We start from the raw sequence: 12,029 nt of genomic DNA on the forward strand, positions 1-12,029 counted from the left end.
TATCTCTCTTAGTCATGCGCCTTCAGGTTCGGGAGCCACTTGCGCGACAGCGGGCAGCGGCAGGCGGATGACGATGGCGGTGCCCGCGCCGTGCAGGCCGGATTCCGCCCGGATCGATCCGCCATGGGCCTCGACGATGCCCCGGCAGATTGCCAGGCCCAGGCCGGTTCCGGCGGCTTGGCTGTCCGTCTGGCTGACCCGGTAGAACATATCGAACACTTTCTCGCGATCGGCTTCGGGGATGCCCGGCCCCTGGTCGGCCACCTCCACCGAGATATGGTCATGGGCCTTCTTGGCCCAGACCTTGATAGCGGTGCCGGGGCCGGAATATTTGCAGGCATTGTCCAGCAGGTTGAAAAAAACCTGCCCCAGCAGCACGGCATCGACGCAGAGCAGCGGAATTTCCGGGTCAATCTCCACCTTGACCGTGTGGGAGCGGGTCAGGCGCGCCGCCCGCTCCACCGCGCCGCCGACGATATCGCCAAGATCGGCCCAGTCGATGCGGGGCTTGAGCGTGCCGCTGCCCAGCCGGGTCATGTCCAGCAGGTTCTGGACAAAGCGGTTGAGGCGTTCGGCCTCGTCCTGGATGGTCTGGGCCAGTTCGTGGCGGTTGTCGGGGCTTAACGCCTCGTCATAGGTGATCAGGCTGCTGGCCGCTCCCATGATGGAAACCAGCGGTGTGCGCAGGTCGTGAGACAATGACGACAGCAGGGCCGAGCGCAGGCGTTCGCGCTCGGTCGCCACCCGCGCCGTCTCGATATCGGAGACCAAGGTGGTGCGTTCGATGGCCACCGCCGCCTGATCGGCCAGGGTTTCCAGCAGGCGCATCTGCTCCGGGCTGGGCAGGTCGGCATCCTCGCTCATCTGCACGCCCAGCACGCCCACCGGCCCGCGAGCCGTCTTCAGCGGCAGGAACAGCCATAGGGCGGCGGGCAGGGTGGCCGAGCCGCGCCCGGCGGGCTTTTCGTGCGCCCAGGCCCAATCGGCGGCGGCCGAGGATTTGTCGTCGATCTGATCCTCGGGCGGATAGCCGGCGGCGACGGCCAGACGGCCTTCCACGGGCAGCAAGACCAGGGACTTGCCCCGGATGGTGTCGGCCACATGGTGGACCACCGCCCACAGCACATCGTCCTGGGTGGCCGCCGCCGTCACCTTGCGGCCGAAATCATAGAGATTTCCCGTCCGCCGGGCGCTTTCCCGGCTGGCGTGGACCTGGGTGCGCAGACGGCTCGCCATGCCTGAGACGATGAAGGCGGCGATCAGGAAAAACACCAGGGTCAGCAGATTCTGCACGTCCGATACCGCGAAGGTGAAACGCGGCTCGGTGAAGAAGAAGTTGAAGGCGAAGAAGCTGGCGAGCGAGGCCAGGATGGCGGGGTGAAGGCCGAAGCGCATGGCCACCACCATCACCGCCAACAGATAGGCCACGGAAATACTGGCGACCGGCAGCCAGGGATCGATGGCGAAGCCCAATCCCGTGGCAATGGCGGCCGCCAGCAGGGCGACGGCAAGGCCCAGCCAGTCCCGCTCGTCGGTCGGGATCTGGACGACGGAGCGCCGCGTCTTGGATTTCGCTTCGCCGTCGCTTCCCACCACCAGGATGTTCAGCGCGCCGCCCCTCTCCACCAGACGGTCGGTCACCGTGGCGGTGAAATGGTCGAGCAGGCCCAGGCGTCGGGGGCGGCCCACCACGATCTGGGTGGCGTTGCGCTCGGTGGCGAAAGCGAGAATGGTGGTGACCACGTCCTCGCCCTGCAGCGTCACCGTCTCGCCGCCCAACTGAACGGCAAGGCGCATGGCCTCGGCCACCCGGTCCTTGTCGGCCTCTGACGCCGACAGGGTGCGGGTGGTCTCCACGGTGACCGCCACCCAGGCGGCGCCGCGCCGGTCGGCGGTGCGCTTGGCGACGCGGACCAGACGGCCGGAATCCATGCGCTCGTCGATGCAGACCAGAATGCGCTCACGCGTCGGCCAGGGGCCAGCGATGGCGTGGGAGCGCATATAGTCGACCATCTGGGCGTCCACCCGCTCGGCGGCATGGCGAAGCGCCATCTCGCGCAGGGCCGTCAGATTGCCGGGCGAGAAGAAGTTGTGGACGGCGCGCCGGGCCTGTTCCGGCACATAGACCTTACCCTCGTTCAGGCGCTTGATCAGATCTTCGGGGGGCAGATCGATCAGCTCGATCTCATCGGCCCCGGCCAAGACGCTGTCGGGCAGGGTTTCCCGGACCTTGACCCCGGAAATCTGCTCGACCACGTCGTTCAGGCTTTCCAGATGCTGGATGTTCAAGGTGGCGTAGACGTTGATGCCCGTGCTTAAGACCTCCTCCACGTCCTGCCAGCGCTTTAAGTGGCGCGAGCCCGGCACGTTGGTATGGGCCAACTCGTCCACCAGGGCGATGGCGGGGCGGCGCTGCAAAAGCGCGTCCAGATCCATCTCGCGGAAGGCGTGGCCCCGGTATTCCACATGGCGGGGCGCCAGCACCTCCAGGCCCTTGACCAGGCCTTCGGTCTCCTTGCGGCCATGGGTCTCGACCACGCCCGCCGCCACGTCGATGCCGTCCTTGAGGCGCTCGTGGGCGGCGCACAGCATGGCATAGGTCTTTCCCACGCCGGGCGCTGCGCCGAGGAAGATCTTCAGGCGTCCGCGCCCCTCCCGCCGGGCTTGGGCGAGAAGGGCGTCGGGATTGGGGCGTTGTTCGTTATCGATGGCCATGCCGACTACTTCACTTCATGGGCCAACGCTCGTCCAGGGCCATGTTGAGCCGCAGCAGATTGATGCGGGGCTCGCCCAGCACGCCCCAGTCGCGTCCCTCGGTGAGGCTGGCCACCAGCTTGCGCAATTCGTCGGCGGAAGCGCCGCGCGCCGCCGCCACCCGCTTGATCTGCCAGGCCGCCGCCGCCGGGCTGATATGGGGATCAAGACCCGAGGCCGAACTGGTCAGCAGATCGGCGGGAACCGGGTCGGTCTGGCCGGGATGGGCGCTTTGCAGAGCGATCTTGCGCTCGGCGACGGCCTCATTCAGGGCCTTGGAACTGGGCGCAAGATTGCTGGCCCCGGAATTGGCGGCGTTGTAGGGCTGGGCGATTGTCTTGGTGGAATCGGCCGGGTCGGCGGTGGTGGTGGCCGAAGGCCGGCCCCAGAAATAGCCCGCCAAGGAGAAGGACTGGCCGATCAGTTCCGAGCCGATCACCCGGCCGTTCTTCTCGATCAGGCTGCCCTCGGCCTGCCAGGGGAAGGCGGCGCGGACCATGCCGGTGACGGCCGCCGGATAGGCCAGCCCGGTGATGGCGGTCAGCGCCAGAAGCAGGAATGCGGAGGAACGAAGATCTTTCCACATGGGAGAAACTCCAGTCAGGCGAGATGCAGGGCGGCCACGGCCATGTCGATCAGCTTGATGCCCGCGAAGGGGACCACCAGACCGCCCAGGCCATAGACCAGCAGATTGCGCTTCAACAGGGTTTCGGCGTCGGCGGGGCGATAACGCACCCCCTTCAAGGCCAGGGGAATCAGCGCGATGATGATCAGGGCGTTGAAGATGATGGCCGACAGGATGGCGCTTTGCGGACTGGTCAGACCCATGATGTTCAGCGCTTGAAGCTGAGGGTAGGAGGCCAGGAACAGCGCCGGAATGATGGCGAAATACTTGGCAACGTCATTGGCGATGGAAAAGGTGGTGAGCGCGCCCCGGCTCATGAGCAGCTGCTTGCCGATCATGACGATCTCGATGAGCTTGGTGGGATCGCTTTCCAGATCCACCATGTTGCCCGCCTCGCGCGCCGCCTGGGTGCCGGTGTTCATGGCCACGCCCACATCGGCCTGAGCCAGGGCGGGGGCGTCGTTGGAGCCGTCGCCGCACATGGCCACCAGCTTGCCGCCCTGCTGGTGCTCGCGGATCAGTTCCAGCTTCCGCTCCGGCGTTGCTTCGGCCAGGAAGTCGTCCACTCCGGCCTCGGCGGCGATGGCCGCGGCGGTCAGCGGATTGTCGCCGGTGATCATCACCGTGCGGATGCCCATGGCGCGAAGGGTCAGGAAACGCTCGCGGATGCCGGGCTTGATGATGTCTTTCAGGTGAATGACGCCCAGCGCCCGGCCATTGCGCGCGACGACCAGCGGCGTTCCACCGGCCTTGGCGACGCGCTCCACCAGGGGGACCAGCTCGCGTGGCGCGGCATCGGCCACATGTTTGAGGATGGCGTCCGAGGCGCCCTTGCGGATGCGGCAAGCGCCCGCATCCACTCCGCTCATGCGGGTTTGCGCCGTGAAGGGCACGAAGGTCATGGCCGTCATGTCGGGTTCGGCGAACTGAAAGCGCAGCCTGGCCAGGGCGACGATGGATTTGCCTTCCGGGGTCTCGTCGGCCAGGGAGGACAGGAAGGCGGCTTCGGCCAGGTCGTGCTCAGAGATGCCGGGCAGGGCCAGGAACTCGGAGGCCTGCCGGGCGCCCAGGGTGATGGTGCCGGTCTTGTCCAACAGCAGAACGTCGATATCGCCCGCAGCCTCGACGGCGCGGCCCGATTTGGCGATGACGTTGAACTTCACCAGCCGGTCCATGCCCGCGATGCCGATGGCCGACAGCAATCCGCCGATGGTGGTGGGGATCAAGGTGATGAACAGGGCGGCCAGGAACACCACCGGAATAGCGGTGCCCGACCAGGACGCCCAGGCCGGCAGGCTGGCCACCACCACCAGGAAGATCAGGGTCATGCCCACCAGCAAGATGGTCAGCGCGATCTCATTGGGGGTCTTCTGGCGCTTGGCGCCTTCCACCAAAGTGATCATGCGGTCCAGGAAGGACTCTCCCGGATTGGCGGTGATGCGCACGATGATGCGGTCCGAGACCACCCGGGTGCCCCCGGTGACCGCCGAACGGTCGCCGCCGGATTCGCGGATGACGGGGGCGGATTCGCCCGTGATGGCGCTTTCGTCCACGGTGGCGATGCCCGCCGCCACGTCGCCATCGCCGGGGATGACGTCGCCCGTTTCGCAGACCACCAGATCCCCGGCCTTGAGTGAGGCGGCCGGAACGGTGACCGGGTTCTCCCCTTCCAGGGAGGCGACTTTGCGCGCCATGGCCTCGGACTTGGTGCGGCGAAGCGAGGCGGCCTGGGCCTTGCCGCGTCCTTCGGCGATGGCTTCGGCGAAGTTGGCGAACAGCACGGTGAACCACAGCCAGGCGCTGATCTGAGCCATCACCGCCACCTGGGCGGCGCCGCTGGCGGCATCTCTGAGCGTCAGGATGGTGGAGGCGACGGAGACCAGGGCGGTGGCGAACATGATGGGATTGCGCACCAATTGGCGCGGGTCCAGCTTGGTCACCGCGTCCCGGCCAGCCTGGGCCAGGATGGGGCCGTCCAGAAGCGACAGCGCCTGAGGGCGATGAATGGTCATGACGGATTCCTCTAGAACAAGGTACCGGCGCTAAGCGCCAGATGCTCGACCACGGGGCCAAGCGCAAGAACGGGGAAGTAGGTCAGCCCGCCCACCACCAGCACCACGCCGATCAGCAAGGCGACGAACAGCCAGCCATGGGTGGGAAAGGTTCCGGCCGAGGCGGGGACCACCTTCTTGGCGGCCAAGGCTCCGGCCATGGCCAGAACCGGGACCATGATGGCAAAGCGCCCGATCATCATGGCGGCGGCCAGGGTGGCGTTGTAGAACAGGGTGTTGCCCGACAACCCGCCAAAGGCCGAACCGTTGTTGTTGCCCGCCGAGGCGAAGGCGTAGAGCACTTCGGACAGGCCATGGGGACCGGCCGCCGCGATGCCTGCCTGACCCACGGGCAGGGCAATGGCCAGACCGCCCAATCCCAGCACGGCCACGGGCGCGGCCAGGATGGCGATCACCGCCAGCTTGATCTCGCGGCCCTCGATCTTCTTGCCCAGATATTCCGGCGTGCGCCCCACCATCAGCCCGGCGATGAACACGGTGACCACGGCGAAGATCAGCATGCCGTAAAGGCCCGAACCGACGCCGCCCACCACCACCTCGCCCAGCAGCATGTTGACCATCGCCACCATGCCCGACAGGGGCAACAAGCTGTCATGCATGGCATTGACGGCGCCGCACGATGTGGCGGTGGTCACGGCGGCGAACAGGGTCGAGGCGGCAATGCCGAAACGCACCTCCTTGCCTTCCATGTTGACCAGCCCGTCCAGGGCCGGATTGCCCTGGGACTCGGCCCAGGTGGCGGCCAGGACACCGGCCAGGAACAGCAGGGCCATGGCGCCGAGCAGGGCCCAGCCCTGGCGGCGGTCGCCGATCATGCGGCCGAATGTATTGGTCAATCCCGTGCCGATGGCGAAGATCGCCACCAGATGGATCAGGTTCACCAGGGGGGTGGGGTTCTCATAGGGATGGGCGGCATTGGCGTTGAAAAAGCCGCCGCCATTGGTGCCCAGATGCTTGATCATCATCTGGCTGGCCACCGGTCCCTGGGCGATGACCTGGGAGGTGCCTTCCAAGGTGGTGGCCTCCACGGTCGCGTTGAAATTCTGCGGCACGCCTTGCCAGACCAGAACCAGGGCGCCGATCACGCAGATGGGCAGCAACAGGCCGAGGCTGGCCCGGGTCAGATCCACATAGAAATTACCCACCGTGCGCATGGAATGGCGCGCAAAGCCCCGGATCAGCACCAAGGCCACCGCGATTCCGGCGGCCGCCGACAGGAAGTTGTGGACGGCCAGCCCCGCCATCTGGGTAAGAAGGCTCATGGTGCTTTCGCCACCATAGTTCTGCCAGTTGGTGTTGGTGACGAAGCTGATGGCGGTGTTGAAGGCCAGATCGGGCGGGACGGCACTCTGCCCGGCGGGATTGAGCGGCAACAGGTCCTGCACTCTTTGCAGGGCGTAAAGCGAGAGCACCCCCAGCAGATGGAAGACCAGCAGCGAGACGGCATAAGCCGACCATGTCTGCTCGCGCTCAGGGGTAATGCCGCACATCCGGTAGAAGGCGCCTTCCAGGCGGCCGGACCTAGCCTGAAACAGCCAGGCCATGTAACGGCCCAGCAAGGGCGTTGCCGCCAGAACCAGGGCCACAAACAGCAAAAGCTGAAGAATGCCGTGAGCATCCATGATCGATAAATCCTAGAATTTGTCAGGGCGTGTCAAAACATAGGCCAGATAGCCCGCCAGGCCGAAAACCATGGTGACACCGATCAGGAAGCCGAGAAGGTCATTGCCGTGCATGGCTGACCTCCGCTACATGCGCTCGCAGGCCCGCACCATCAGGTGCAGGACGCCGAACATGGACAAAATGGCGGCGATGAACAGGAACTCGACCATGATGAATCTCCGACGCGAAGTGGGAATTGGCTGATCCCAGCATCGCGCCGGAGGCCATCAAGGTTCGATACGGAGTTCCATGGCGGCGTTTATGGAATGCTTATGGGAAGCCCTATGAGGGCAAGCCATGGATTGGCCTTGATGGCGGTTTGGTGATACCTTCCGGCCCGGACCGGCGTGGGACTTGAAAGCGCCGGATTGGTTCGGCATCGTCTTGCGCGCCAAGACCTCGTATCCGGCAGGAATCCATGCCACTCAAGGCTGTCACAGAGCTACTCGCCAAACACAAGATCGTCGAGGACATGCTGCGGGCACAGTCGTCACGGCGGCCCGAATTGGTCGAGACGGTGGTGCAGAACCAGCATGTGGCCGAGTTGCGGACATTGCTCTCGCGCATGTCGCCGGGCGAGATCGGCCGGGCGCTGGAAAGCGTTTCCCAAGATGACGCCCGTCTGCTGTGGGCCCAACTGGCGTCGGATCGCATGAACGACGTCTTATGGGAACTGCCCAATGATTTGGGCGAACTTCTGTCGGGCAATGTGGAACCTCAGTTCCTCACCAGCGAGGTGACCGCCTGCGAACTGGTGGATGGGCGCACGCGGATCGTCCAGGTGGTGTCGCGTTCCGAACTGGAAAGCCTGAACCCCATCTGGATCGACGTGCTGGGCGCTTCAAAGTCCGAGCGGGGCTGGATCGGGCGCCATTTCGGTCTGGACCTGCCCGATCCCGAAGACGTCACCGATCTGGAGGTCAGCACCCGCTTTTATGTGGAGGAAGTGGGCGAGGTTCACCTTCATTCCAACTTCCTGCTGGACCGCGAGGGCCGCTCCAGTTCCGTGCCGGTGGCCTTCATCGTTCACGACGATACCTTGTTCACCGTGCGCAGCGAGGAATTGCCGGTGTTCCGTCTTCAGCGCCTGCGCATGCGCAGCCAGCCGGGCGAGATATCAGACTGCAAGGACCTGCTGCTGGCCCTATACGCCGCCGATGTGGAATATTCCGCCGACGCCCTGGAAGACGCCTACGAGACGCTGCGCCGGGTGGGCAAGAAAGTGCTGAGCGAAAGCGTCAGCGATGCCGACGCCGCCCGTATCCTGGCCAGCATCGCCGAGGAAGAGGACCTTAACGGGCGCATCCGCGGCAATATGCTCGATACGCAGCGGGCCGTGTCGTTCCTGGTGCGGGCCAAGCTGCTCAATGGGCAGCAGATGGACGACGCCCGCGAGATCGTCCGCGACATCGAATCGCTGAACACCCACACGGCGTTCCTGTTCGAAAAGATCAACTTCCTGATGGATGCCACGGTGGGCTTCATCAACATCAACCAGAACCGCCGCGTGTCGCAGTTGACGGTGGCGGGTGTGGTCTTCATGCCGCTCAACGTCTTGGCCGGCGTTGGGGGAATGTCCGAGTTCTCCATGATGACTCAGGGCATTCCCTGGCCCATCTCCTACGGGTTCTTTACCGGGGGTATGATTCTGGTGGGATGGGGAACCTATACGATCCTGAAAATCTTCGAATCCAGGAACGCCAGGAAGCGGGCCAGGGGCTGACCCTGCGGGATCAGCCGCTCCAGGCCAGGACGTCGTTGGCGTGGCCCGGTGCCGTCCGCCATTGCAGGGCGGGCAGCACGATGACGCGCTCGCCGCTCAGCTCCTCGTAAATCTCGATGATTCCCAACTGCTGCATGCGGGCCAGGGCAGCCAGGGCGCGGCGCGGCGAATGGCTGCCGAAGGCCTGGGTGATCATCTGGTCCGTGGGGCAGGGCAGGGACTGGGCGGCGGCCGCCGCCAGATGCAGGTAGATGCCCTGGAACTGTTCTTCCAGGCCGTTGGCGATACCGACCGCCTGCTCCCATCCGGGAAGGGCGGCGATGGCAGGGGTGACCCCGGCCTGGGCCAGGATCAGACGGCGGCGGAAATGGGCGAGGTCCAGAACCCTGCCGGGCAATCGCAACGCCCGGCAGCGCGCCTGGAAATCATCGTAGAGGCTGGCGACCGAACGGCCGAGCGCGCTGCTTTCGCTGAACAACTGGTCGAGGACGTCGTCGATCCCCATGCCGCGATCGGTCTCGGGCTGTGGCGAGGCCTGGGTCGGGGCCGGAACGGGCGTGGGAGCCGGGGCAGGGAGCGGGGGCTCCTCCGTTCGGACGGCGGGAATGGGCTGGGGAATCGGGGCGGGGTGGCTGTGTTCGATGGTGGCCAGCAGCGCCTCGGTATCCAGGCCCTTTTCCGGTACATAAGGCGCGGGCGGCGGAGCGTTTGCCTTGAACAGCAGGCCTCGGGCCTCCTCGGGTGTCCTTTCGGGCAAAGGCATCAACTGGGCGCCGCCCGCATGGCTGCGGGTCTGGACATCGCCGATGCGGATGGTGACCGAGCGGCGCGACAAGGCGGGGCCCAGGCCCACGAAGCGTCCGCGCTCCAGGTCGCGGAACACCTCGGCCTGACGCCGGTCGATACCCAGCAGATCGGCGGCGCGCTGCATGTCGATGTCGAGGAAGGTGCGGCCCATGAGGAAGTTGCTGGCCTCGGCGGCGACGTTCTTGGCCAGTTTGGCCAGACGCTGGGTGGCGATGATCCCGGCCAGTCCGCGCTTTCTTCCCCGGCACATCAGATTGGTCATGGCCTCCAGCGAGGCCTTGCGCGCATCGTCGGCCACCTCGCCCGCCACGGCCGGGGCGAAGAGCTGGGCCTCGTCCACCACCACCAGGACCGGGGTCCAGTACTGGCGGTCGGTGTCGAACAATCCGTTGAGGAAGGCCCCGGCGTGGCGCATCTGACGCTCGGTGTCCAGATGCTCCAGATTGACCACCACGGAGACGCGCATCTGCCGGGCCCGGCTGGCGATCAGGCGCATGCCGTTCTCGCTCTGAGCCCCGGCATCGATGACGATATGGCCGAAGACCTGAGCCAGATTGGCGAAGTCGCCCTCGGGGTCGATCACCACCTGCTGGACGGCCTGGGCGCTTTGCTCGATCAGACGGCGCAGAAGATGCGACTTGCCGCTACCGGAATTGCCCTGCACCAGCAAGCGGGTGGCAAGCAACTCCTCCAGCGACATGAGAGCCGGGGTGCCGGAGGAGGTTGTCCCGAGTTCGATATCCACGTCTAAAACGACCCTGTGAAGGTTGGGGCGCGATGATAGACCATAACGGCCCAGTTTCCACAGGCTAGATGAACCCGCCCGCGAGAGGACATGCTCCTCCCTGCGATCGGAGTGGTATGGCAGATTTTGCTGGGAAAACGTTGGAGCGGGTGAAGACCGATGATCGAGGTCATTTCCCACCACAGGCACCCTCTAGGCCCATGATTCCAACGATTTCAAGAGTCTAGGTATATCCAGGTTCGATGTCCAGAGGCACTTCTGGTCTACCGTTTGGTCTACCGCTGACCGGCCCCTGGTACTCCAGCCCCATAGCCACCCTGGGGCAGTCCATGGGAACACCGGCGGCAGTCCCATCGGAGAAGCTGCCGGTCATCTGGGGGACTTGGTCGCGATGATCGAAGGTCTGGAGGCCCCGCCACGGGGGACATGAGCTGAGACCCCAGGGTGCGATATGGGGCTGAGATTTTTGTTCCAGAATAATCAGGGACCCAGGGGTACCCAGAGGTTACCGAGGGGGACTCTGTCGGTTTCCTTTCCGGGTCCCTGTCCGCTCCTGTCCCAGGTGACGGGGTGTGGATCTTGTGGTCTGATTAATAGGGGGATGGATTTCTCATTCTCTCCTATAGAGCCTTCACCCCCCTATTTAATCCCTGAGAGGAAACCCGATGGCTGCCCCAGAGCCGTTCTCAGAATCAGCACCAGTGTCATCCATCGCATTCGTGGACAGGATGGAGAAGCACTGGGTGGAGACCCTGGGGAATGCGTCCAGTGAGAAGCTGAGGGCCATCTGGCGGCAACTGGCGGAAGCCTTCGGTCAGGCCATCGTGGCCCATGGGACTGACGATCAGAGGACCTGGAGAGTCCTTCAGCCGCCCACGGGGACCGGGAAGACCCAAGGGCTGTGTCTGTATGCCGCCATGCTGGCTGAGGGGAATCGGAGGGTGGCCGATGGGGACAAGACGGGGATGCTGGTGGTCACTCGGCTGATCGATCAGTGCAATGAGGTGGTCGAGAGCATCAATGGTCATGCTGGGGCTATGGTGGCCGTCGCCAAACATTCGGAAACAACCGTGACAGCAGATGAGGTGGCGGCCTCAGAAATCCTGGTGGTGACCCATCAGGCTTACGTCAACGCCGCTATCGGGCTTGGCAAGGATAGAGCTGACAAGTGGTCTGCGCTGATCGAGTGGAACTATGGACGGCGGAAGCTGACCGTCATCGATGAGGCTTTGGCCAACATGGTCGAAGAGTACCAGATCACATCATCGGCCATCTCTCAGGCCCTGGGGCATATTCCTGAACCTGTGAAGAAGGCATTCCCTGACCCGATCCTGTGCCTCAGGGAGGCTGATGAGATCTTCCAGAAGATGTCAGAGTCGGTTGCGGCCAAACCCGATCTCCCAATGACCATGACGAGGATGGTCTGGAAGGGCACCATGGCGATGCCCTCGGAGTATTCGATGGAGGGTCTGAGGTCTGCCCTGTGGAACCATCCTTATGACCAGACGGTTCTGCAAGAGAACTCTTTGGCTACTCGGCATCGCTTCCGCGACAAGGTCGATGAAACGCTCCAAGGCCTTGAAGGTGTCATGGCCAATTGGGCGTATTACGCCAGCAAGGGTGACCACCACACTCTCAACT

8 protein-coding genes are annotated in these 12,029 nt (G+C 64.6%); 2 read left to right on the plus strand and 6 right to left on the minus strand.

Going from position 1 to position 12,029, the window contains the following annotated elements; all coding sequences use genetic code 11:
- Positions 1-12 precede the first annotated feature (12 nt).
- From CCC_RS08490 to kdpF, 5 genes are read right to left on the minus strand one after another with little or no spacing between them, the layout of a single operon-like run.
- Entirely contained in the window at positions 13-2,715 is a 2,703-nt protein-coding gene (locus CCC_RS08490; protein WP_041040741.1) for a sensor histidine kinase, read from the minus strand.
- 10 nt (positions 2,716-2,725) lie between these two features.
- Positions 2,726-3,340: a potassium-transporting ATPase subunit KdpC gene (gene kdpC, locus CCC_RS08495; RefSeq protein WP_009870612.1), complete on the minus strand. Its 615-nt coding sequence runs from the start codon at positions 3,338-3,340 to the stop codon at positions 2,726-2,728.
- A gap of 14 nt (positions 3,341-3,354) precedes the next feature.
- The gene (gene kdpB, locus CCC_RS08500; protein WP_009870611.1) at positions 3,355-5,391 is read right to left on the minus strand and encodes a potassium-transporting ATPase subunit KdpB; all 2,037 of its coding nucleotides are present in this window, start codon (positions 5,389-5,391) and stop codon (positions 3,355-3,357) included.
- An 11-nt stretch (positions 5,392-5,402) separates the two neighbouring features.
- The gene (gene kdpA, locus CCC_RS08505) at positions 5,403-7,073 is read right to left on the minus strand and encodes a potassium-transporting ATPase subunit KdpA (RefSeq protein WP_041040743.1); all 1,671 of its coding nucleotides are present in this window, start codon (positions 7,071-7,073) and stop codon (positions 5,403-5,405) included.
- A gap of 12 nt (positions 7,074-7,085) precedes the next feature.
- A complete protein-coding gene (gene kdpF, locus CCC_RS21710; protein WP_082036551.1) occupies positions 7,086-7,187 on the minus strand; it encodes a K(+)-transporting ATPase subunit F in 102 nt (33 codons plus the stop codon).
- Positions 7,188-7,531: 344 nt separating this feature from the next.
- Between kdpF and CCC_RS08510 the strand changes: the two genes are divergently transcribed.
- Positions 7,532-8,836 carry a magnesium and cobalt transport protein CorA gene (locus tag CCC_RS08510; RefSeq protein WP_009867681.1) on the plus strand — a complete coding sequence of 435 codons (1,305 nt, stop codon included), beginning with the start codon at positions 7,532-7,534 and terminating at the stop codon, positions 8,834-8,836.
- Between the two features lie 10 nt (positions 8,837-8,846).
- Here CCC_RS08510 and CCC_RS08515 read toward each other — a convergent pair whose 3' ends face one another.
- Entirely contained in the window at positions 8,847-10,343 is a 1,497-nt protein-coding gene (locus CCC_RS08515; protein ID WP_052473041.1) for an ATP-binding protein, read from the minus strand.
- A gap of 710 nt (positions 10,344-11,053) precedes the next feature.
- On the opposite strand from CCC_RS08515, the gene CCC_RS08520 reads away from it, so the two are divergent.
- Positions 11,054-12,029: DEAD/DEAH box helicase family protein (locus CCC_RS08520; protein WP_201773295.1), on the plus strand; the 976-nt coding region annotated here is incomplete at its 3' end.

It is taken from the genome of Paramagnetospirillum magnetotacticum MS-1 (assembly GCF_000829825.1).
GTDB classification, from domain to species: domain Bacteria; phylum Pseudomonadota; class Alphaproteobacteria; order Rhodospirillales; family Magnetospirillaceae; genus Phaeospirillum; species Phaeospirillum magnetotacticum.